20 protein-coding genes and 2 pseudogenes are annotated in these 22,749 nt (G+C 55.8%); 15 read left to right on the top strand and 7 right to left on the bottom strand.

Annotation, left to right across the window (positions count from 1 at the left end; translation table 11 throughout):
* The first annotated feature begins 75 nt into the window (after positions 1 to 75).
* The 11 genes from ndk (at position 76) to V1599_RS18595 (ending at position 12,339) form a co-directional block, all read left to right on the top strand.
* Complete coding sequence (ndk, locus tag V1599_RS18645; RefSeq protein ID WP_112010221.1) at positions 76 to 507, top strand: nucleoside-diphosphate kinase; 432 nt, start codon at positions 76 to 78, stop codon at positions 505 to 507.
* Positions 508 to 780: 273 nt separating this feature from the next.
* A complete protein-coding gene (locus tag V1599_RS18640; RefSeq protein ID WP_112010222.1) occupies positions 781 to 1,947 on the top strand; it encodes a bifunctional tRNA (adenosine(37)-C2)-methyltransferase TrmG/ribosomal RNA large subunit methyltransferase RlmN in 1,167 nt (388 codons plus the stop codon).
* A gap of 292 nt (positions 1,948 to 2,239) precedes the next feature.
* The gene (rodZ, locus tag V1599_RS18635; RefSeq protein ID WP_112010223.1) at positions 2,240 to 3,232 is read left to right on the top strand and encodes a cytoskeleton protein RodZ; all 993 of its coding nucleotides are present in this window, start codon (positions 2,240 to 2,242) and stop codon (positions 3,230 to 3,232) included.
* 26 nt (positions 3,233 to 3,258) lie between these two features.
* Positions 3,259 to 4,377, top strand: a complete 1,119-nt coding sequence (gene ispG, locus V1599_RS18630; RefSeq protein WP_020690022.1) for a flavodoxin-dependent (E)-4-hydroxy-3-methylbut-2-enyl-diphosphate synthase — start codon at positions 3,259 to 3,261, stop codon at positions 4,375 to 4,377.
* An 81-nt stretch (positions 4,378 to 4,458) separates the two neighbouring features.
* Entirely contained in the window at positions 4,459 to 5,733 is a 1,275-nt protein-coding gene (gene hisS, locus V1599_RS18625; RefSeq protein WP_297122402.1) for a histidine--tRNA ligase, read from the top strand.
* 13 nt (positions 5,734 to 5,746) lie between these two features.
* Positions 5,747 to 6,367, top strand: coding sequence for a YfgM family protein (locus V1599_RS18620; protein ID WP_395300623.1), 621 nt, complete (start codon positions 5,747 to 5,749; stop codon positions 6,365 to 6,367).
* Positions 6,368 to 6,377: 10 nt separating this feature from the next.
* On the top strand, positions 6,378 to 7,556 hold the full coding sequence (bamB, locus tag V1599_RS18615) for an outer membrane protein assembly factor BamB (RefSeq protein ID WP_297122400.1): 1,179 nt from the start codon (positions 6,378 to 6,380) through the stop codon (positions 7,554 to 7,556).
* A 112-nt stretch (positions 7,557 to 7,668) separates the two neighbouring features.
* Positions 7,669 to 9,141 carry a ribosome biogenesis GTPase Der gene (der, locus tag V1599_RS18610; protein ID WP_112010227.1) on the top strand — a complete coding sequence of 491 codons (1,473 nt, stop codon included), beginning with the start codon at positions 7,669 to 7,671 and terminating at the stop codon, positions 9,139 to 9,141.
* A 296-nt stretch (positions 9,142 to 9,437) separates the two neighbouring features.
* Positions 9,438 to 10,979: a peptide MFS transporter gene (locus V1599_RS18605; protein ID WP_395300622.1), complete on the top strand. Its 1,542-nt coding sequence runs from the start codon at positions 9,438 to 9,440 to the stop codon at positions 10,977 to 10,979.
* A 61-nt stretch (positions 10,980 to 11,040) separates the two neighbouring features.
* On the top strand, positions 11,041 to 12,069 hold the full coding sequence (locus V1599_RS18600) for a Gfo/Idh/MocA family oxidoreductase (protein ID WP_395300621.1): 1,029 nt from the start codon (positions 11,041 to 11,043) through the stop codon (positions 12,067 to 12,069).
* 48 nt (positions 12,070 to 12,117) lie between these two features.
* The gene (locus tag V1599_RS18595; RefSeq protein WP_395300620.1) at positions 12,118 to 12,339 is read left to right on the top strand and encodes a zinc ribbon domain-containing protein; all 222 of its coding nucleotides are present in this window, start codon (positions 12,118 to 12,120) and stop codon (positions 12,337 to 12,339) included.
* Here V1599_RS18595 and V1599_RS18590 read toward each other — a convergent pair.
* From V1599_RS18590 to xseA, 3 genes are read right to left on the bottom strand one after another with little or no spacing between them, the layout of a single operon-like run.
* The gene (locus V1599_RS18590; protein WP_395300619.1) at positions 12,336 to 12,686 is read right to left on the bottom strand and encodes a protealysin inhibitor emfourin; all 351 of its coding nucleotides are present in this window, start codon (positions 12,684 to 12,686) and stop codon (positions 12,336 to 12,338) included. The genes V1599_RS18595 and V1599_RS18590 overlap by 4 nt on opposite strands.
* Positions 12,687 to 13,706 (bottom strand): M4 family metallopeptidase, encoded by a 1,020-nt coding sequence (locus V1599_RS18585; protein ID WP_395300618.1) that lies wholly within the window; start codon positions 13,704 to 13,706, stop codon positions 12,687 to 12,689. It abuts the gene before it with no gap.
* A 58-nt stretch (positions 13,707 to 13,764) separates the two neighbouring features.
* The gene (gene xseA / locus V1599_RS18580; protein WP_395300617.1) at positions 13,765 to 15,138 is read right to left on the bottom strand and encodes an exodeoxyribonuclease VII large subunit; all 1,374 of its coding nucleotides are present in this window, start codon (positions 15,136 to 15,138) and stop codon (positions 13,765 to 13,767) included.
* Between the two features lie 159 nt (positions 15,139 to 15,297).
* On the opposite strand from xseA, the gene guaB reads away from it, so the two are divergent.
* From guaB to V1599_RS18565, 3 genes are all read left to right on the top strand, one after another.
* Positions 15,298 to 16,764: an IMP dehydrogenase gene (guaB, locus tag V1599_RS18575; protein WP_112010234.1), complete on the top strand. Its 1,467-nt coding sequence runs from the start codon at positions 15,298 to 15,300 to the stop codon at positions 16,762 to 16,764.
* A 68-nt stretch (positions 16,765 to 16,832) separates the two neighbouring features.
* Positions 16,833 to 18,410 (top strand): glutamine-hydrolyzing GMP synthase, encoded by a 1,578-nt coding sequence (gene guaA, locus V1599_RS18570; protein WP_395300616.1) that lies wholly within the window; start codon positions 16,833 to 16,835, stop codon positions 18,408 to 18,410.
* Positions 18,411 to 18,611: 201 nt separating this feature from the next.
* Entirely contained in the window at positions 18,612 to 19,772 is a 1,161-nt protein-coding gene (locus tag V1599_RS18565) for a hypothetical protein (RefSeq protein WP_395300615.1), read from the top strand.
* 57 nt (positions 19,773 to 19,829) lie between these two features.
* Here the strand turns inward: V1599_RS18565 and V1599_RS18560 are convergent, their stop codons facing one another.
* From V1599_RS18560 to V1599_RS18550, 3 genes and pseudogenes are all read right to left on the bottom strand, one after another.
* Positions 19,830 to 20,576, bottom strand: coding sequence for an alpha/beta fold hydrolase (locus tag V1599_RS18560; protein ID WP_395300614.1), 747 nt, complete (start codon positions 20,574 to 20,576; stop codon positions 19,830 to 19,832).
* A gap of 11 nt (positions 20,577 to 20,587) precedes the next feature.
* Positions 20,588 to 21,055 carry a DUF6130 family protein gene (locus V1599_RS18555; protein WP_297122373.1) on the bottom strand — a complete coding sequence of 156 codons (468 nt, stop codon included), beginning with the start codon at positions 21,053 to 21,055 and terminating at the stop codon, positions 20,588 to 20,590.
* 50 nt (positions 21,056 to 21,105) lie between these two features.
* Positions 21,106 to 21,582, bottom strand: a pseudogene (locus V1599_RS18550) (MFS transporter); the annotation flags it as partial.
* On the opposite strand from V1599_RS18550, the pseudogene V1599_RS18545 reads away from it, so the two are divergent.
* A pseudogene (locus V1599_RS18545) lies at positions 21,579 to 22,221 on the top strand (LysR family transcriptional regulator); the annotation flags it as partial. The pseudogenes V1599_RS18550 and V1599_RS18545 overlap by 4 nt on opposite strands.
* Here the strand turns inward: V1599_RS18545 and V1599_RS18540 are convergent.
* The gene (locus tag V1599_RS18540) at positions 22,218 to 22,406 is read right to left on the bottom strand and encodes a YfgG family protein (RefSeq protein WP_297122371.1); all 189 of its coding nucleotides are present in this window, start codon (positions 22,404 to 22,406) and stop codon (positions 22,218 to 22,220) included. The pseudogene V1599_RS18545 and the gene V1599_RS18540 sit on opposite strands and share 4 nt — an antisense overlap.
* Positions 22,407 to 22,749 lie beyond the last annotated feature (343 nt).

Raw genomic sequence — 22,749 nt, 5'->3', positions numbered from 1 at the left:
GCGCTATAGCTCATTATAATCCGCGCCACACCATACTTCGGTATGCAAAACAACAGAACATTGACAGAGGTTATCATGGCTATTGAACGTACTTTTTCCATCATCAAACCAAACGCGGTGGCAAAAAACGTTATTGGCAGCATCTTCTCTCGCTTTGAATCAGCAGGGTTTAAGATCGTTGGCACCAAAATGCTGCACCTGACCGTTGAACAGGCTCGCGGTTTCTACGCTGAGCACGACGGCCGCCCATTCTTTGATGGTCTGGTTGAGTTCATGACCTCAGGCCCGATCGTCGTTTCCGTGCTGGAAGGTGAAAACGCGGTACAGCGTCACCGCGATCTGCTGGGTGCAACCAACCCGGAGAACGCGCTGGCAGGGACCCTGCGTGCAGATTACGCTGACAGCTTCACCGAGAATGGCACCCACGGTTCCGACTCTGTTGAATCTGCTAAGCGCGAAATCGCGTTCTTCTTCGCAGAAGGCGAAGTGTGCCCACGCACTCGCTAATTCTCATCGTATTTCACGCCACAGGTGCGTTGGCTTCGCTTACTCACCCCAGTCACATAGCCTTCTGTGCTCCTGGGGATTCGTAAGCTTGCCGCCTTCCTGTGACGCGAACTACTTGGGAATGCATTAATTTCGTAAATGCCGCGTGCAAACGTGGCATCCCTGCGTCAGACTTTGTACAATGCAACGCCCCGGATGAGCCGATGCTTTCCGGGGCGTTTCTTTTCAACCCTCCACGGGCCATAACGTGTAACAACGAGGCCGGAATATATTATGTCTGAACTAGTGAATACCTCCGAAGTCGCCATTCCTGCGGTTCCAAATAAAAATGGAAAAATCAACCTGTTGGACCTGAACCGTCAGCAGATGCGCGAGTTCTTTAAAGAGATGGGCGAAAAGCCGTTTCGTGCCGATCAGGTTATGAAATGGATGTACCACTATTGCAGTGACAACTTTGATGACATGACGGACATCAACAAAGTGCTGCGCAACAAGCTCAAAGAAGTGGCTGAAATCCGCGCGCCGGAAGTGGTCGAAGAGCAGCGCTCTTCCGACGGCACCATCAAATGGGCGATTGCCGTAGGCGATCAGCGCGTTGAAACGGTGTATATCCCGGAAGATGACCGCGCCACGCTGTGCGTCTCTTCGCAGGTTGGCTGTGCGCTGGAGTGTAAATTCTGCTCTACGGCGCAGCAGGGCTTTAACCGCAACCTGCGGGTGTCCGAAATCATCGGCCAGGTGTGGCGCGCAGCGAAAATCGTCGGTGCGGCAAAAATTACCGGTACGCGTCCTATTACCAACGTGGTGATGATGGGCATGGGCGAGCCGCTGCTGAACCTGACGAACGTAGTGCCCGCGATGGAAATCATGCTCGATGACTTCGGTTTTGGTCTCTCCAAGCGCCGCGTAACGCTCTCTACCTCAGGTGTGGTGCCTGCGCTGGACAAGCTGGGCGACATGATTGACGTGGCGCTGGCGATCTCCCTGCACGCGCCGAACGATGAAATTCGTGACGAAATTGTGCCAATCAACAAAAAGTACAACATCGAAACTTTCCTCGCCGCCGTGCGCCGCTATCTGGAAAAATCCAATGCGAATCAGGGCCGCGTGACCATCGAATACGTGATGCTCGATCACGTCAACGACGGTACCGAGCATGCGCATCAGCTGGCGGAACTGCTGAAAGATACGCCGTGCAAGATTAACCTGATTCCGTGGAACCCGTTCCCGGGCGCCCCGTATGGGCGTAGCTCAAACAGCCGTATCGATCGTTTCTCCAAAGTGCTGATGGAGTATGGTTTTACCACTATCGTGCGTAAAACCCGCGGTGATGATATCGATGCCGCCTGTGGTCAGCTGGCAGGTGACGTTATCGACCGTACCAAGCGCACGCTGCGTAAACGTATGCAGGGCGAAACCATCGCGGTGAAATCTGTGTGATAATGATGCGTTGCGGCACGTTTTATGCGCCGTAACGCATAATCTGACTGAATAAACAGTCATATTCATGTTGATTGATTAATAATTACGGTGCGTTTCATATGACTTTCGGGCAGTATGTAACGACGTAACAACAGTTTAGCTTCACGGGCAGGACTGCACTGTCATCTCAGACGTGACAGTCTTATACTGTCTGTTCATGGTTAACTGACCAGAAGTTTCGCGGTGCGGGCGGCATTGTGACTCACCGGCACCTGAACCCTTATTTTTCACGTACCAGTAGTTGTAGCGAATGAATACTGAAGCCACTCACGACCAACATGAAGCACTCTCCACTGGCGTTCGTCTTCGCAACGCCCGTGAACAACTCGGACTCAGCCAGCAAGCCGTTGCAGAACGCTTGTGCCTGAAGGTTTCCACGGTTCGCGATATTGAAGAAGATAAGGCACCTGCCGATCTGGCTTCAACGTTCCTGCGCGGCTATATCCGCTCTTACGCAAAACTGGTTCATATCCCCGAAGAAGAATTACTGCCAATGATGGAGAAGCAGGCACCGGTCCGTGCAGCGAAAGTTGCGCCGATGCAGAGCTTCTCACTGGGTAAACGTCGCAAAAAACGTGACGGCTGGCTGATGAGCTTTACCTGGCTGGTGCTGTTTGTAGTGGTCGGCCTGACGGGCGCATGGTGGTGGCAAAACCACAAAGCGCAGCAGGAAGAGATCACTACGATGGCCGATCAGTCTTCTGCCGAACTGAACCAGTCCGGTAACGACGGCGCGCAGAGCGTGCCGCTGAACACCGACGGTGCGGCGTCCTCAAGCGAACCGCAGACTGCGGTTAATACTCCGGCCACCGATGCGCCAGCCGCAACGGCGAATACTGCGCCAGCAGCACAGGATCAGAGCGCGGTTGTTGCGCCTTCTCAGGCTAACGTTGATGCTGCTCCGGCAACTGCCGCACCGGCAGATAACGCGGCTGCACCGCTGCCAACCGACCAGGCGGGCGTTGCGACGCCAGCAGCCGATCCCAACGCGCTGGTGATGAATTTCAGTGCCGACTGCTGGCTGGAAGTGACTGACGCAACGGGTAAAAAGCTGTTTAGCGGCCTGCAGCGTAAAGACGGCACGTTAAACCTAACCGGTCAGGCACCGTATAAACTTAAAATCGGCGCTCCGGCCGCGGTACAGATCCAGTATCAAGGAAAACCTGTCGATCTGAGCCGCTTTATCAGAACTAACCAGGTTGCACGTCTTACCGTTAATGCCGAACAATCAGCAGCACAGTAACAGACGGGCAACGCGGGAGATTTTTCATGCATAACCAGGCTCCGATTCAACGTAGAAAATCGAAAAGGATTTACGTTGGGAATGTGCCAATCGGCGATGGTGCACCTATCGCCGTTCAGTCGATGACCAATACGCGCACGACGGATGTGGAAGCGACGGTCAATCAGATTAAAGCGTTAGAACGCGTGGGCGCGGACATTGTTCGCGTCTCCGTGCCAACGATGGATGCCGCCGAGGCGTTCAAGCTGATCAAACAGCAGGTTAGCGTTCCGCTGGTTGCCGATATCCACTTTGATTACCGCATTGCGCTGAAGGTTGCCGAATATGGCGTCGACTGCCTGCGCATCAACCCGGGCAACATCGGTAACGAAGAGCGTATCCGCATGGTGGTGGATTGCGCCCGTGACAAGAATATTCCAATCCGCATCGGCGTTAACGCCGGCTCCCTGGAAAAAGATCTGCAGGAAAAGTACGGCGAGCCAACCCCGCAGGCGCTGCTTGAGTCCGCCATGCGCCACGTCGATCATCTGGATCGTCTCAACTTCGATCAGTTCAAAGTCAGCGTAAAAGCGTCTGACGTGTTCCTCGCGGTGGAGTCCTATCGCCTGCTGGCAAAACAGATCGAGCAGCCGCTGCACCTCGGGATCACCGAAGCGGGCGGCCTGCGCAGCGGTTCCGTTAAATCGGCGATCGGGTTGGGTCTGCTCCTTTCTGAAGGGATCGGCGATACGCTGCGCGTCTCTCTTGCAGCCGATCCGGTGGAGGAGATCAAAGTCGGTTTCGATATCTTGAAATCACTGCGGATCCGCGCCCGCGGGATCAACTTCATTGCCTGCCCAACCTGCTCGCGTCAGGAGTTTGACGTGATCGGCACCGTGAACGCGCTGGAGCAGCGTCTGGAAGACATCATCACGCCGATGGACGTCTCTATTATCGGCTGCGTGGTGAACGGTCCGGGCGAGGCGCTGGTCTCCACTCTCGGCGTAACCGGCGGTAACAAGAAAAGTGGTCTCTATGAAGATGGCGTTCGTAAAGATCGTCTGGATAATAGTGACATGATCGACCAGCTCGAAGCCCGCATTCGTGCCAAAGCCAGCATGATGGATGAAGCGCAGCGCATCAGCGTTCAGCAGGTTGAAAAATAACGTGTTGGGAAGCCGCGAGCTTCCCATGTATGATTGAACCCATTCTTTGGGTTCTTTTTTGTATATAGAAAGAGAATAAACGTGGCAAAAAACATTCAAGCCATCCGCGGCATGAACGATTATCTGCCTGGCGAAACCGCCATTTGGCAGCGCATTGAAGGCACTTTAAAACAGGTGCTCGGCAGCTACGGTTACAGCGAAATCCGTTTGCCGATTGTAGAGCAGACCCCGTTATTCAAGCGCGCGATCGGCGAAGTGACCGACGTGGTTGAAAAAGAGATGTACACCTTCGAGGACCGCAACGGCGACAGCCTGACCCTGCGTCCTGAAGGGACGGCGGGCTGTGTGCGCGCCGGCATCGAACATGGTCTTCTGTACAATCAGGAGCAACGCCTGTGGTATATCGGCCCAATGTTCCGCCACGAGCGTCCGCAGAAAGGGCGTTACCGCCAGTTCAACCAGCTGGGTGTGGAAGTTTTTGGCCTGCAGGGCCCGGACATTGACGCCGAGCTGATTATGCTGACCGCCCGCTGGTGGCGAGCGCTCGGCATCGCTGACCACGTTTCTCTGGAGCTGAACTCTATTGGTTCTCTCGAAGCGCGCGCTAACTACCGCGATGCGCTGGTGGCGTTCCTGGAACAGCATAAAGACAAGCTCGACGAAGACTGCAAGCGTCGTATGTACAGCAACCCGCTGCGCGTGCTGGATTCCAAAAATCCGGACGTGCAGGCGCTGCTGAACGACGCCCCTGCACTGGGTGATTACCTGGACGAAGAGTCTCGCGAACACTTTGCAGGCCTGTGTAAACTGCTTGAAGCGGCGGGCATTGCCTATACCGTCAACCAGCGTCTGGTGCGCGGTTTGGACTACTACAACCGCACCGTCTTTGAGTGGGTCACCACCAGCCTCGGCTCACAGGGTACCGTGTGTGCCGGCGGTCGTTACGACGGTCTGGTCGAGCAGCTGGGTGGCCGTGCCGCGCCTGCTGTAGGCTTCGCGATGGGCCTTGAGCGACTTGTTTTGCTGGTTCAGGCAGTTAATCCGGAATTTAAAGCAGATTCCGTTGTCGATATATACCTGGTGGCCTCAGGTGCGGATACGCAACCTGCGGCAATGCAGCTTGCCGAACGCGTGCGCGATGCGCTGCCGGGCGTGAAGCTGATGACCAACCATGGCGGCGGCAACTTCAAAAAACAGTTTGCTCGTGCCGATAAGTGGGGCGCATCGATTGCACTGGTTCTGGGTGAGTCCGAGGTGGCGAACGCGGAAGTGGTGGTAAAAGATCTGCGCTCTGGTGAGCAAACAACGGTAACGCAGGACGGCGTTGCGGCGCACTTGCGCACTTTATTGGGCTAAGGAGAAGGACTGCGTGGAAATTTACGAAAACGAACACGACCAGGTCGACGCGATCAAACGCTTCTTTGCTGAAAACGGCAAAGCGCTGGTAGTCGGTGTCATTTTAGGCGTTGGTGCGCTGGTGGGCTGGCGCTACTGGAATAATCATCAGGCTGACTCCGCTCGCGGTTCGTCCCTGAACTACGAAAACACGATCGCCGCAATTCGCGCTGACCAGCCGCAAACGCTGGTTGCTGCAGAGAAATTTGCGGCTGACAACAAAAATACCTACGGTGCGCTGGCTGCGCTGGAAGTTGCCCAGCAGTACGTAGATAAAAACGAGCTGGATAAAGCGGCTGCCCAGCTGTCTCAGGGGCTTGCTGCTGCTAAAGATGAAAATCTGAAAGCGGTAATTAACCTGCGCCTGGCGCGTATCCAGGTTCAGCAGAAGAAAGCTGATGACGCGCTGAAAACGCTCGACACCGTTAAAGGTGAGGGCTTTGCTGCCATCGTTGCCGATCTGCGCGGTGAAGCACTGTTGAGCAAGGACGATAAAGAGGGCGCGCGTAAAGCGTGGCAAGCTGGCGTAGAAAGCAAAGCTTCCCCTGCGCTGAGCGAAATGATGCAGATGAAAATAAATAATTTGTCCGTCTGAGAGGGACCCGATGCAATTGCGTAAATTACTTCTGCCAGGACTGCTTTCCGTTACGTTATTGAGTGGCTGTTCACTGTTCAGTGGCGAAGAAGATGTTGTCAAAATGTCCCCGCTGCCGACGGTTGAAAACCAATTCACTCCGTCAACCGCATGGAGCTCATCCGTAGGTGATGGGATCGGCGATTTCTATTCCAACCTGCATCCAGCGTACGCTGACAGCGTCGTCTATGCGGCTGACCGCAAAGGCACGGTGAAAGCCGTTAACGCCGATGACGGTAAAGAAGTCTGGTCCGTGAATCTGGCTGAAAAAGACGGCTGGTTCTCCCGCAAACCTGCACTGCTTTCAGGCGGCCTGACCGTTGCTGGCGGCCATGTTTACGTGGGAAGTGAAAAGGCTCAGGTGTATGCCCTGAACGCCAGCGATGGTTCCATCGCCTGGCAAACCGCCGTTGCCGGTGAAGCCCTTTCTCGTCCTGTTGTGAGCGACGGCCTGGTGCTGATCCATACCAGCAATGGCCAGCTGCAGGCGCTGAACGAGGCCGACGGCCTGGTGAAATGGACCGTTAACCTGGATATGCCAGCGCTGTCTCTGCGCGGTGAATCTGCGCCTGCCACCGCGTTTGGCGCTGCCATTGTCGGCGGCGACAACGGTCGCGTGAGCGCGGTTCTGATGCAGCAGGGCCAGATGATTTGGCAGCAGCGCATCTCTCAGGCAACCGGTTCAACCGAAATTGACCGTCTGAGCGACGTTGACACCACCCCGGTTATCGTTGATGGCGTGGTTTACACGCTGGCGTACAACGGCAACCTGACCGCGCTGGACCTGCGCAGCGGCCAGATTATGTGGAAGCGTGAACTGGGCTCCGTGAACGACTTCATCGTAGACGGCAACCGCATCTATATGGTCGATCAGAATGACCGTCTGCTGGCGCTGAGCACCGAAGGCGGCGTCACGCTGTGGACCCAAAGCGATCTGCTGCACCGTCTGCTGACCGCACCGGCACTTTACAACGGCAGCCTGGTGGTAGGCGATAGCGAAGGCTATATGCACTGGATCGATCCGCAAAACGGACGCTTCACCGCCCAGCAGAAAGTTGATAGCTCCGGCTTCCTGACGGACCCGGTGGTTGCCGACGGTAAACTGCTGATTCAGGCAAAAGACGGCACGCTGTACGCGATCACGCGTTAATTACACGGCGGTTGTAGTATACTCAACGGCTCCTGTTCGCTCAGGGGCCGTTTTGACTTTTTGAAAAACGCCGCGATAGCGACGTGATATTGAATTTTATGAGGCTTCAAACATGGTACCTGTGGTCGCGCTTGTCGGGCGCCCTAACGTTGGAAAATCCACTCTTTTTAACCGTTTAACACGCACCCGTGATGCGCTGGTTGCGGATTTCCCGGGGCTGACGCGTGACCGTAAGTACGGTCGTGCAGAGGTGGAAGGTCGCGAGTTTATCTGTATCGATACCGGCGGTATTGATGGAACAGAAGACGGCGTTGAAACCCGCATGGCGGAACAATCACTGCTGGCTATCGAAGAAGCAGACGTGGTTCTGTTTATGGTGGATGCCCGCGCTGGCCTGATGCCAGCTGACTCGGCGATCGCTAAACATCTGCGCTCGCGTGAAAAGCCAACTTTCCTGGTGGCGAACAAAACTGACGGCATTGATGCCGATCAGGCCGTGGCTGACTTCTGGTCTTTAGGCTTGGGTGACATCTACCCTATCGCGGCGTCTCACGGCCGCGGCGTGACCAGCCTGCTTGAAACCGTACTGCTGCCGTGGGTTGACGAAGTGAACCCGCCGGAAGAAGTGGACGAAGACGCAGAGTACTGGGCGCAGTTCGAGGCCGGTGAAGAGGGCGAGGAAGAGCCTGAAGACACCTTTAACCCGCAGGATCTGCCGATCAAGCTGGCGATTGTTGGTCGTCCAAACGTAGGTAAGTCTACGCTTACTAACCGTATTCTCGGCGAAGACCGCGTCGTGGTGTACGACATGCCGGGCACCACGCGTGACAGCATCTACATTCCAATGCAGCGCGATGAGCGTGAATACGTGCTTATCGACACCGCGGGCGTGCGTAAGCGCGGGAAAATCACCGACGTGGTGGAAAAATTCTCCGTTATTAAAACCCTGCAGGCGATTGAAGATGCCAACGTAGTGATGCTGGTTATCGACGCGCGTGAAGGTATCTCCGATCAGGATCTCTCTCTGCTCGGCTTTATCCTTAATAGTGGGCGCTCACTGGTTATCGTCGTCAACAAGTGGGACGGCCTGAGCAACGAAGTGAGAGAGCAGGTAAAAGAGACGCTGGACTTCCGTCTGGGCTTTATCGACTTTGCCCGCGTGCACTTCATCTCTGCGCTGCACGGCAGCGGCGTCGGCAACCTGTTTGAATCCGTCCGTGAAGCCTATGACAGCTCCACCCGTCGTCAGAGCACCGCGATGTTAACGCGCATCATGAACATGGCCGCAGAAGACCACCAGCCGCCTCTGGTGCGCGGTCGCCGCGTGAAGCTGAAATACGCTCACGCCGGAGGTTATAACCCGCCAATCGTCGTGATCCACGGTAACCAGGTTAAGGATCTGCCGGATTCCTATAAGCGTTACCTGATGAACTACTTCCGCAAGTCGCTGGACGTGATGGGTACGCCTATCCGCATCCAGTTCAAGGAAGGGGAAAACCCGTTTGCCAACAAGCGCAATACCCTGACGCCAAACCAGATGCGTAAGCGTAAGCGTTTGATTAAGCACATTAAGAAAAGCAAATAATCATTGCTGACTTCCCTAAAACCCGCGCATGTCGCGGGTTTTTTTTGTCTCTCACGCCGCCGATTTTCTCTGTGTGATGTCAATCACTATTCATTTTTAACCATGTTTAAATCTAAGAAAGTAGACAATCGTCGAATTTTCGTCTTAAAGTCCAGGGTCCGGTACTAGACAAAACTAGCGTCCGGTTATCAAATGGTTAACCAATTTTCGCCGCATGTAAAAAAATCGATCAGATACGTAACTGATCGGCGTACATGCCGGTGTTTACAAGCACGACACATACCTTCGGGAGAATTATGCAATCCTCTGTTAATCAAAAAGAAAGCCGAACGTTCTTCGGCCATCCGTATCCCCTCGGTTCGCTGTTCTTTACCGAAATGTGGGAGCGTTTCTCGTTTTACGGCATTCGCCCGCTGCTGATCCTGTTTATGGCGGCCACCGTGTATGACGGCGGGATGGGGCTGGCGCGTGAAAACGCTTCGGCGATTGTCGGTATCTTCGCGGGTACGATGTACCTCGCGGCGCTGCCGGGCGGCTGGCTGGCGGACAACTGGCTTGGACAGCAGAAGGCGGTCTGGTACGGCTCGATTCTGATCGCGCTCGGCCACCTGTCGATTGCGCTCTCGGCCTTCATGGGCGACAACCTGTTCTTCATCGGGCTGATGTTTATCGTGCTCGGTTCCGGCCTGTTCAAAACCTGTATCTCGGTCATGGTGGGCACGCTGTACAAAAAAGGCGATGCGCGTCGCGACGGCGGTTTCTCGCTGTTTTACATGGGCATCAACATGGGGTCTTTCATTGCGCCGCTGATCTCCGGCTGGCTGATTAAAACCCACGGCTGGCACTGGGGCTTTGGTATCGGCGGCATCGGGATGCTGGTGGCGCTGATCATCTTCCGCGTGTTTGCCGTTCCGTCGATGAAGCGCTACGACAGCGAAGTGGGCCTGGACTCCACCTGGAACAGCCCGGTTGTGAAGCGCCGCGGCGTGGGTGCCTGGCTGCTGGCGCTGGCCGCGGGCGTGGCCATTATCGTTACGCTGATCGCACAGGGCGTGATTGTGATTAACCCGGTTGCGGTTGCCAGCGTGCTGGTTTATGTGATTGCGGGCTCCGTTGCCCTCTATTTTGTCTATCTGTTTATTTTTGCTGGCCTGAACCGCAAAGAGCGCGCCAGGCTGCTGGTCTGCTTTATCCTGCTGATTTCCGCCGCGTTCTTCTGGTCCGCGTTCGAGCAGAAGCCGACCTCGTTCAACCTGTTCGCCAACGACTACACTAACCGCATGATTGGCGATTTTGAAATCCCTGCCGTATGGTTCCAGTCGATCAACGCGCTGTTCATCATCCTGCTGGCGCCGGTATTCAGCTGGGCCTGGCCGAAGCTGGCGACCATGAACATTCGCCCAAGCAGCATTACCAAGTTCGTCATCGGCATTCTGTGCGCGGCCGCGGGCTTTGGCATCATGATGATGGCTGCCCAGAACGTGCTGGCTAACGGCGGCGCGGGCGTTTCGCCGTTCTGGCTGGTGGGCAGTATCCTGATGCTGACGCTCGGCGAGCTGTGCCTGAGCCCGATTGGTCTGGCGACCATGACCCTGCTGGCGCCGGAAAGAATGCGCGGCCAGATGATGGGGCTATGGTTCTGCGCAAGCGCGCTGGGCAACCTGGCCGCTGGCCTGATTGGCGGCCACGTGAAGGCCGACCAGCTGGATATGCTGCCGGATCTTTTCGCGCGCTGCTCCATCGCGCTGCTGATCTGTGCGGCCGTCCTGATCGTCCTCATTGTTCCGGTTCGCCGCATGCTGGAAAATGCGCAGACGAAGCCGGTAGCTAACGCCTGATAAACCTCGGCATTGCCGGGGCGGGCATGATTCTCCGGCAATGCAATCTCCGAGGTGGAATATGCTGACAGGATTTATTGGGCTTGGCGCGGTGGTCGAAACCGCATACCTGCCCGCCCTGAGAACGATTTTTGGCGACGCGCTACGCTGTACGGGCTTCGACGTTCAGCCCGCGCGGCAGCCTGCAGGCATCGTGCGCTGCGCTTCACTCCCCGAGCTGCTCGCTCAACCGCTTGATATCCTCTTTATCACCACCGCATCCCTTCAGCATCTTGACGTCCTGGAGCAGGTGCTACAATCCGCTGTTACGCGCATCGTGGTGGAGAAACCCGTCGTCGCCACGCTTTCCCAGATCCAGCGGCTTAAACTGCTGCTGGCTGCGCCGGGCGCGGCATCTCGCGTGCTGGCGCTCGACCACTGGATGGCCCGAACACAGGCGGCGACCTATATCGATGGGGCGTCAGATATCGTCAAAATCGACGGATTTCTGCAGGAGCCGAGCGGGCTTAACGCTGCGGGAGAACCCGTTGCGCTCAACTTTGCCACCGGCGAGCCGGACACGCGCACGCTTCGTCACCCAGATGGCGTCATTCTGGATGTTGGCACCCACGTGCTGGCAATGCTGCGGGAAACGCTGCATCTCATCGGCGGCAGTGACGACATGGCGCTGCGTGCTGTGGCTGCCAAGGACAGGTTGGGACGTGAGATTGCAAAAGGGGATGTCGTCACCGCAGAGGGCGAGGCGCATCTTCAGGGTCAGATTAGCGGCGTGCCCGTGAACATCTGGCTTAATAAATATGCGGGGCCGGCCGGCGGGCAAAAGGGGCTGCGAATATACCTGCGCAGCGGGGACATCATTAATTACGATCGGCGTGGTGCAGAGGACCTGCTCGAGCATAGCGCGGACGGTAAACTCCAACGCAGGTCTATTCCAGGAACGATTTATGCGCGCTGCCTGACCGAGGCTGTTTTTGGGAACCATAGCCTTTTCGAGCGTGGTCCTCATGAGGTGAGCAGGGCGACGCAGCGCAGGATTCAGGAGGTCGAGCTGCTGCTCACCCTGCAGCAACAGCTTCGTGGTCCGCACTGAGCACAGCGTGTTAAGATCGGCGCATTACAGCTAAGCAAAGGAGCTTCCATGACCATCACCTGCCCGGAATGCCGCGCAGCGCTTGAGCCTCAAAACGGCGCGGCGCACTGCGAGCGGTGCAACAACGATTATGCGCTTGAAGCGCGCTGTCCGGAGTGCCACCAGCCGCTTCAGGTGCTAAAAGCCTGCGGCGCGGTGGACTATTTCTGCCAGAACGGCCACGGGCTGATCTCTAAGAAACGCGTAGAGTTTGCGCTGCCCGACGCCTAATCGCAGACGCAGCCTTCGCCTTTTTGCCACAGCTCGACCAGCGACTCGGGCGCTTCCTGTTCGGGCACCAGCACGATGATGTCGGCATAGTGCGCCTGATGTTGTCCAGTCCAGATGATCTGGATGCGGAAATAGCGCTGGTCGCCGCTGCCGGGTGAAGTGGCTTGCCCGGGCGGCTGGCCGCGCGGGAAAGCCTGCTCCAGAATGCTGACCAGGCGCTGGCGCTGGGCTTCGTTAAGCGAGGAGAGCGCGATGGTGCGCTGGCCGCTCAGCTTAGGGATAAACGCGACGCCGCCTTCCCGGGCCAGCTCAACCACGGCGTCATCCGTCAGTTCTGGAACTTGCATTTAAAGCACTCCCACCTGTTCCCAGGCGTGTTTTATGGCCGCCCCAACGTCGCTACCGGAGCGTTTCTCTCCGTGCGCTATCGTCAGTTTTGCGAAGGCATCAAAATCCGCATCCTGCGCCAGATTGCGATCGCAAACCGTGTCGTACCAGGCATAACCGGCTTTTTCCCAGGCGTAGCCGCCGATCGCCGTCGCGGCGAGATAAAATGCCCGGTTGGGGATGCCGGAGTTCAGATGCACGCCGCCGTTGTCCTCGCGCGTTTTAATAAAGTCCTTCATATGCCCCGGCTGCGGGTCTTTGCCAAGCAGCGGATCGTCGTAGGCGGTGCCGGGCTCAGACATCGAGCGCAGCCCTTTGCCGTTAATTCCCGCGGCCAGCAGCCTTTCACCAATCAGCCAGTCGGCCTTATCGGCGGTTTGCTTGAGATGGTACTGCTTGACCAGTGAGCCAAACACGTCCGACAGCGATTCGTTCAGCGCGCCGGACTGTTCAAAGTAGATAAGCCCGGCTTCGGTTTCGGTCACGCCGTGGCTCAGTTCATGCGCGACAACGTCGATAGCGATCGTAAAGCGGTTAAAAATCTCACCGTCTCCGTCGCCGAACACCATCTGCTGGCCGTTCCAGAAGGCGTTCTGGTACTCGCGCCCGTAGTGGACGGTGCCGGTCAGAATCAGCCCCTTATTGTCGAGTGAATCGCGCTGGTATTCTTTCCAGAAAAAATCGTGCGTAATGCCCAGATAGTCGTAGGCTTCATCCACCGCCACGTCGCCGCTGGACGGCTGGCCTTCGTAGCGCACCTGCGTGCCGGGCAGCTCCTGGGTTTGCTTCGCATCGTAGATGTCGCGCTCCAGCTGGCCGGCTTTGTTGACGTGCGGCGCGGCAGGTTTGCCCGGCATATGGGCCATCAGGGTCTGGACGTGGGTTAAGGTCTGGCGAGCGCAGCGCTGCTGCGGTTCTGAGCCTGCTTCAATAATTCGGCGAAGAATATAGGGGGGGATAACGCTGTGAAGATGGGGCATGCTGCTCTCCTTATTAAAAAAGGGAATAGCAGCAGTATAGTAATTAACCGGCGAAGTATTATCCGGTTTTACGCTGACGCGTCTTTTTTACCGGTTTAATTGATTTTACTTCGCTTTCCACCCAGCCGTCCGACAGGCGCGTGGTGAGCAGGTCACCCGCTTTAACCTGCTTCGTTTGCTTCAGCACGTTGCCGTCCGTCGCCGTGGTCACGCTATAGCCGCGCGCCAGGGTGGAGAGGGGGCTGACGGCCTCCAGATGGGTTACCGCATTGCCAAAGCGTTCGCGGGTGGTGCTCAACCGGGCGCGGATATTTTCCGCCAGGCGGTACTCGAGCTGCTGAATGCGCGTCTGGGCGCGATAAATTTTCGGCTGAGGGTTCTGCTGGTTTAGGCGCTGCGTCACGCGCTGCTGGCGCGAGGCCGCGCGCTTAAGCTGGCTGTCCAGCGCGAAGTTCATCCGCTGACGCAGGCGCTCCAGCACGGTTTGCTGGCGGGCCAGGCGCAGCTGCGGGTGCTGCTGCTGAAGGCGATGATGAAGCTGGGTAAAGCGGCGGGTGCGGTTGGCGAGGAAATAGTCCATCGCCATTTCAAGACGCTGCTGGCCGTTGTGCATCTGGCGCAGCAGCTCCAGCTGGTTGCGGCTGACCACTTCAGCCGCCGCGGACGGCGTTGGCGCGCGCTGGTCCGCGACAAAGTCCGCGATCGTCACGTCCGTTTCATGCCCGACGGCGCTCACCACGGGGATCTGACTTGCAAAGATCGCCCGCGCCACGCGCTCGTCGTTGAAGCTCCACAGGTCTTCCAGCGAACCGCCGCCGCGCCCGACGATTAACACGTCGCACTCCTGGCGGGCGTTAGCCAGCTCGATGGCGCGCACGATCTGGCCCGGCGCATCGTCGCCCTGGACGGCAGTCGGGTAGATGATGACGGGCAGGGAAGGATCGCGACGCTTGAGGACGTGCAAAATATCATGCAGTGCCGCACCGGTTTTTGAGGTGATAACCCCAACGCAGTGGGCAGGAGAGGGCAGGGGCTTTTTATACTGCTGGTCGAACAAGCCCTCTTGGGAGAGCTTCGCTTTCAGCTGTTCATACTTCTGCTGCAGCAGGCCTTCGCCCGCAGGCTGCATGCTCTCGACGATGATTTGATAATCGCCGCGCGGTTCATACAGGGTGATATTGGCGCGAACCAGAACCTGCTGGCCGTGCTGGGGGCGAAACGTCACGCGGCGGTTGCTGTTGCGGAACATGGCGCAGCGTACCTGGGCGGTGTCGTCTTTTAAGGTAAAGTACCAGTGCCCGGACGAGGGCTGCGTGAAGTTTGAAATCTCACCGCTGATCCAGACCTGCCCCATTTCCTGCTCAAGCAGCAAACGCACCGTCTGGTTAAGGCGGCTAACGGTATAAATTGAGGGGGATTGAGAGGGTAACATGTGAGCGAGATCAAATTCTAAATCAGCAGGTTATTCAGTCGATAGTAACCTCCCCTGAGGGGAGCGCAAGCATTTTTTGCAAAAAAGTGTAGATGCAATCGGTTACGCTCTGTATAATGCCACGGCAATATTTAACCACCCAGGTCAGAGATATTGCCCATGCTACGTATCGCTAAAGAAGCACTGACGTTTGACGACGTCCTCCTCGTTCCCGCTCACTCCACCGTTCTGCCGAATACTGCCGATCTCAGCACGCAGTTGACGAAAACCATTCGCCTGAACATTCCTATGCTCTCTGCGGCAATGGACACCGTGACCGAAGCGCGCCTGGCGATTGCCCTGGCACAGGAAGGCGGCATTGGCTTTATTCACAAAAACATGTCTATCGAGCGCCAGGCGGAAGAAGTCCGCCGCGTGAAAAAACATGAATCCGGCATCGTGTCCGACCCGCAGACCGTTCTGCCAACCACTACCCTGCACGAAGTGAAGGCCCTGACCGAGCGTAACGGCTTTGCCGGCTACCCGGTTGTGACCGAAGAGAACGAGCTGGTGGGCATCATCACCGGCCGCGACGTGCGTTTCGTGACCGACCTGAACCAGCCGGTCAGCGTCTACATGACCCCGAAAGAGCGTCTGGTGACCGTTCGCGAAGGCGAAACCCGCGACGTGGTGCTGGCTAAAATGCACGAAAAACGCGTTGAGAAGGCGCTGGTTGTCGACAGCAGCTTCCACCTGCGCGGCATGATCACCGTTAAAGATTTCCAGAAAGCAGAACGTAAGCCGAACGCCTGTAAAGACGAGCATGGACGTCTGCGCGTGGGCGCGGCGGTTGGTGCGGGCGCAGGTAACGAAGAGCGTGTAGACGCGCTGGTTGCGGCGGGCGTTGACGTGCTGCTGATTGACTCCTCTCACGGCCACTCCGAAGGCGTACTGCAGCGCATTCGTGAAACCCGCGCAAAATATCCTGACCTGCAAATTATCGGCGGCAACGTGGCGACGGGCGCAGGCGCGCGCGCGCTGGCCGAAGCCGGCTGCAGCGCGGTGAAGGTGGGTATCGGCCCTGGCTCTATCTGTACCACCCGTATCGTCACCGGCGTAGGCGTTCCGCAGATCACCGCCGTGTCTGACGCGGTAGAAGCGCTGGAAGGCACCGGCATTCCGGTTATCGCTGACGGCGGGATTCGCTTCTCAGGTGATATCGCTAAGGCTATCGCCGCAGGCGCAGCGGCCGTGATGGTAGGCTCCATGCTGGCCGGTACCGAAGAATCCCCGGGCGAAATCGAACTCTATCAGGGGCGTTCTTATAAATCTTACCGCGGCATGGGCTCCCTGGGCGCGATGTCCAAAGGCTCCTCCGACCGTTACTTCCAGACCGATAACGCTGCCGACAAGCTGGTGCCGGAAGGCATCGAAGGCCGCGTGGCCTATAAAGGCCGCCTGAAGGAGATCATCCACCAGCAGATGGGCGGCCTGCGCTCCTGCATGGGCCTGACCGGCTGTGGTACCATTGACCTGCTGCGTACTAAAGCGGAGTTCGTGCGCATCAGCGGTGCGGGTATCCAGGAAAGCCACGTTCACGACGTGACGATCACCAAAGAGTCCCCGAACTATCGTTTGGGCTCCTGATTTTCTTCGCCCGACCTCGCGTCGGGCGATTTATTTAATCTGTTTCACTTGCCTCGGAATTAGCGTCAATGACGGAAAACATTCATAAACATCGCATCCTCATCCTTGATTTCGGTTCTCAATACACTCAGCTGGTGGCGCGCCGCGTGCGTGAGCTGGGCGTTTACTGCGAGCTGTGGGCGTGGGATGTCACGGAAGCTCAGATCCGCGAATTTAATCCAAGCGGTATTATCCTGTCCGGCGGCCCGGAAAGCACCACCGAAGAGAACAGCCCGCGCGCGCCGCAGTACGTGTTCGAAGCGGGCGTGCCGGTCTTCGGCGTGTGCTACGGCATGCAGACCATGGCGATGCAGCTCGGCGGCCACGTAGAAGGCTCTAGCGAACGCGAGTTCGGCTACGCGCAGGTTGAAGTTGTCACCGACAGCGCCCTGGTCCGCGGCATCGAAGACTCCCTGACCGCAGACGGCAAACCGCTGCTGGACGTGTGGATGAGCCACGGCGACAAAGTCACCGCCATCCCGTCTGACTTCGTAACCGTTGCCAGCACCGAGAGCTGCCCGTTTGCCATCATGGCGAACGAAGAAAAACGCTTCTACGGCGTGCAGTTCCACCCGGAAGTGACCCACACCCGCCAGGGCATGCGCATGCTGGAGCGCTTCGTGCGCGACATCTGCCAGTGTGAAGCCCTGTGGACTCCGGCAAAAATCATCGACGACGCCGTTGAGCGCATCCGCCAGCAGGTTGGCAATGACAAAGTGATCCTCGGCCTCTCCGGCGGCGTGGACTCTTCCGTCACCGCGATGCTGCTGCACCGCGCCATCGGCAAAAACCTGACCTGCGTCTTCGTGGACAACGGCCTGCTGCGCCTCAATGAAGCTCAGCAGGTGATGGACATGTTCGGCGACCACTTCGGTCTGAACATCGTTCACGTGGAAGGCGAAAAGCGCTTCCTGGACGCGCTGGCGGGCGAGAACGATCCTGAAGCCAAACGTAAAATCATCGGCCGCGTGTTCGTGGAAGTGTTCGACGAAGAAGCGCTGAAGCTGGAAGACGTGAAATGGCTGGCACAGGGCACCATCTACCCGGACGTGATCGAATCCGCGGCTTCTGCCACCGGTAAAGCACACGTCATTAAATCTCACCACAACGTGGGCGGCCTGCCGAAAGAGATGAAGATGGGCCTGGTTGAACCGCTGCGCGAGCTGTTCAAAGACGAAGTGCGTAAGATCGGCCTGGAGCTGGGTCTGCCGTACGACATGCTCTACCGCCATCCGTTCCCGGGCCCGGGTCTGGGCGTGCGCGTGCTCGGCGAAGTGAAGAAAGAGTACTGCGACCTGCTGCGCCGCGCGGACGCGATCTTCATCGAAGAGCTGCACAAGGCCGACCTGTACAATAAGGTGAGCCAGGCGTTCACCGTGTTCCTGCCGGTTCGCTCCGTCGGCGTGATGGGCGATGGCCGTAAGTACGACTGGGTTGTCTCCCTGCGCGCGGTCGAAACCATCGACTTCATGACCGCCCACTGGGCGCACCTGCCGTATGACTTCCTGGGACGCGTGTCCAACCGCATCATCAACGAAGTAAACGGCATTTCCCGCGTGGTGTATGACATCAGCGGTAAGCCACCGGCTACCATTGAGTGGGAATGATCTTTTAAAGAAATAAAGACAAACCCGCTACAAGCGGGTTTTTTTACGTCAAGTATAATATATTTCATGTAGCGTGGATTATTTACCCTAAAATTGAAACCTCTGTCATCATTATTCTATTGGACTGAATTTTAAAGTAGTTAAAGTTTATGATTTTTTTGCCGATATTATTGCTATTAAGAATGTAATTGCGAGGTTCAAATGCGCGAAAAAATAGCAATATACATAGAAAGTTATCTTCCAATGAAAGATAAAGGGATAGTTGAATATACAATAGATTTTTCTTCAATTAACGATGCTGAGATTTTCTTTTCACATTCCTTTGCTGAAGTTGAATATTCTCCTTATAAATTTTACAAATTAGTAACACCTTATCTCGGGCAAAAAAGAATGCATGTTGGCTCTTGGTATAAATTACCTTTCTCTTTTTTTGAGGGAGCAAGTTATATGCAATATAGTGAATTTGATGAAGGTAGTGCTGTATTTTCCGGGGCTATATCTGTATGCGATAACGAAGATGATTTTAAAAAATTTCTAATGGATCCCCCTAAAAGCGATGAAAGTGTGACTCATAGTATTAAATTGTCGTTTAGTCGCAAAGTTAAAAAGCTGGTAGTAGTGAATTGTGGACAGGCTAACTGGAATGAAATATACACTCCGAAAGAAACGCTACTATATGATATTGGTGCATCATCATATTTCAATCAGCATCAAATTAAAGCATTAGTGGATAAAAGGTTTTCATTATACAATTCTAAAATTGATATAATTATTAGCCATTGGGATAAAGATCATTTTCAGGCTATTAAATATTTAAATTCTGCACAAATGAAAAAAATTAACGCAGTATATGGACCAAGTAACAGGCCTCAAACCAACGTTTACACAGATGCAATAAATAACCTGGAGAACAATGGGGTTAAGTGTCTTTTTATTGCGCCAACAAATAAGAGGAGAGGGAGAAGCATTGATCTTAATATGTTATCGTCTACAAATGAAATGGACGTTTACAGAGCGGTGAAGGGTAGTTCGAGAAATCAATCAGGGATAGTGTTATGTATAAAGGGATCTCAAAATATAGCTTTGTTAACAGGCGATCATCACTATACAAAGATATTAAATGCTATCAATGGTAAATATGTTAGTAAAAAATTGATCCTTGTTGCGCCGCATCATGGAGGCGAGGCCGGAAAACTTTCGGTTCAAGACTGGCAAAAAGAGTTCTCTTTAATTTCGTGTGCTATTTCAGTGGGTCACAACTCTTACAATCATCCTCAACAAAACTTAGCGAAGCTAAACACGCTACATAATGGGTGCTGTGAACGAACTGATTTAGGGGGGGATGTTAGCTATACTTTGTGAAATTGCATTTCTCCTTAAAACAAGGCACCAAATAATTAGGTGCCTTATTTTGAATTTTTAAATTTTGTTTTTTATGGCTTGTTCAATCACCCGCGCAATCGCGTCCGCCTGGCTCACCATTGAGACATGGCTTGCCGCAACCTCCGACGTTTTTGCATTGATCTTCTGCGCCATCGCGCGCTCAAGCTCCGGATTGATCATCCGATCGTTCTTGCTGACTACAAACCAGCTCGGCTTATCATGCCAGGCCGCATGGGTAATTTTCTCTGCGAACGCATCGGCTTTAATCGGCCCCTGCGTCGCTGCGATCGCGCGCTGCTCATCCGTATTCGCATCGGGCGCAAAATCCTCGCGGACCGCTTTTGACGGCAGGTACAGATATCCGTCCGCGGTTTTAGCAATGCCCGCGCTGCCCGGCGCTGCGGGATAGCTTCCGGCCAGATCCGCCGTCGATTGGCCCGAATCCGGCGCAAAAGCGGCAACGTACACCAGTGATTTCACCCGCGCAGCGTTGCCCGCCTCGCTAATCACCGTGCCGCCCCAGGAGTGGCCCACCAGCACCACGTCGCCGTGCGTGCGGGCGATGGCGCGCCGGGTGGCGGCTACGTCATCTTCTAGTGAGGTGAGGGGAAGCTGTACGGCAACTACCTCCGTATGCTGTTTTTGTAATTGGGCAATCACTTCATTCCAGCTGCTGCCGTCGGCGAACGCGCCGTGTACCAGCACGACGCTGGTTTTATTCTCCGCAAAGGCGCTGGCCGAAAGCGCCAGCAGGCCTGCTGTCAGTACAGACAGTGCTTTCATTTTCATTCTCCTTAGAAATGATGGATCGCCGCATGGGGCGGCACGGTAAATTCAACGGTTTTGTGATCGAGGGGTTTGTGCGTCGGGTCGGCCATGATAATCGTCACCTTGTGCTTACCTGCGGGCAGACCCACCAGAATCACCGGTTCGCCGCTGGTATCGGCCCAGTGCCACGGATTATCGTCAACGACGACGTGAATATGGCCAATTCTCGGGGATACCTTTAACGCCTCGGGGCCAAACACCGGCTCAATACGTAGGTTTTCCGTGCGGTACTGAATAAAGACGGCCCCTTTGCTCAGCGGGCCCGCCAGCGGCGGGTCGACAATCAGCTTCGCGGGCGGCTGCGGGTGTTCCAGCGGGGCGACGGCTGCCGGGCCGTTAATATCCGCGGCGCTGAGCCCATTTAACGATGAAGCTGTAGCGCTGGCTACCGATGCCAGCGCCAGTAAAGGCAGCAGTAAATATCCACGTCTCATCTGCGTATCTCCTCTGTGATTAATCCTGCGACAGCCACATAAGACCATTTCTATGTGTCCGGGCTGTTTGCCGCAGGCGTATTTTTGTACCGACGTGTCAGCATCGCGTTTGGGATACGTTGCGATACATTTTGCCTGACGGTACCGCGCGCGAGGGCGATGGCTAACCCCGCAATCAACAGCGTCAGACCCCATGAAACCCACATGGCTTCGGCAATACCCAGCGTTTTATTGAGCCACGCATAGGCAAACGGCGACATTGCCGCCATCAGCTGTCCGGGGATGAACAACCAGCCCGTGAGGCTGGCATAGCGCTCGGCGCTGAACAGCTCCAGCGGCAGGGTCGCTTTGACGATGGTCATCAACCCGTTAATCGCCCCATAGCCGAGCACAAACCCGGCTGCGCTCCAGGCAAACGCGGAGCTGCTCAGGCCGATAAGAAAACAGACCGGCATGGCGAGGGCGGTGAAAAGGGTCAGCCTAATCGGCGTTAAGCGCCCGCCTGCCAGCACCTCCATCAGCCGGGCGCGGCATCAAGGCGACGCCAGCGGGACTCACCTTGCTGGTGCAGGCTGAACGCATTGAGCAGACCGTGGAGGAAGCCATACGCTCCGTGAGCGCGCTCAGCCATGAGGTGAGCGGTACGGTTACCCTGGGCACGGGCGCAACGGCGTGCATTCATCTTCTGCCGCCTTTACTGCAGCAGCTGCGCAGCGATTATCCGCTGCTGAGCGTCGGCGTAACGACCGGCAACACGCGCGACATTGTCCGCGCCGTGGAGGAAAACCGTCTTGATATGGGGCTGGTGACGCTGCCCGTGGCCGGACGGGCGCTTAACGTCATGCCGGTGATTCAGGAAGAGTTTGTCTTTATCGCCTCGCAGCAGGCTGATTTTGCTGGTCTGACGCCCGAGCGGGCTTTCCATCGTGCCGGTAATGGAGCGTGGCAGTATTGAAGCGATCAAGCGAATGGTGCGTGCAGGCCTGGGCTACAGCATTGTGCCAGGCATGTCGGTGGCGCATCCCTCCGACCGCGAGGGGCTAAGCGTGCGTTCACTCACACCGGTACTTGCGCGGCAGTTAGCCGTCGTGATGCGACAGGATAAAATCTTCAGCAGAGGGATTGCGGGTATTGTACGGCTGCTGCTGCACCGCGACGCGGGCTAGCGCTCAGGGGTTTCGACGGTCAGGCTGGTTTGCTGAGACTGAATTTTGTCCTGATGGTGATACCAGGCACCAATGGAGGAATAAACGAAGCGGCCAAAGAAAAACAGAAAGCTGATGAGCAGTATGATGCGTGTCATCCGAGTGTTAAATCGATGTCGTTTGCGCATAGGCGTGGTCTGGCTCACTCTGTTTTCCTGGGTATACCTTCCGGGCGATGCGGCTATTAAGGCACAGCAGGGGGGAAGGGTCAATTCCAGAATGTGTAAAAAACCGTCAATCCAAACTATTTGATTATTTTATTAGTGATTTATATATATTGACCGCTCTGATGGATATGAAAAAGAGCATAAAAAAAGCGAAATAAAGCGTTAAGCGATTAGCCTAATTTGATTTAGGTCAACGGATTCCCGCCACCAATAACTAAAATCCTTCCTCCTGCATGGTTGGGCACATTCCTCTGCACCGCATGCGCGTCAGGATGGATGCCTGTCTTTAATTACTCTCTGGAGAGAAAAGGCTAATCCGGGC

The sequence above is a fragment of the Enterobacter sp. ECC-175 genome, from assembly GCF_043968675.1.
GTDB lineage: Bacteria > Pseudomonadota > Gammaproteobacteria > Enterobacterales > Enterobacteriaceae > Enterobacter.
This window is presented reverse-complemented; position numbering and strand designations above follow the sequence as displayed.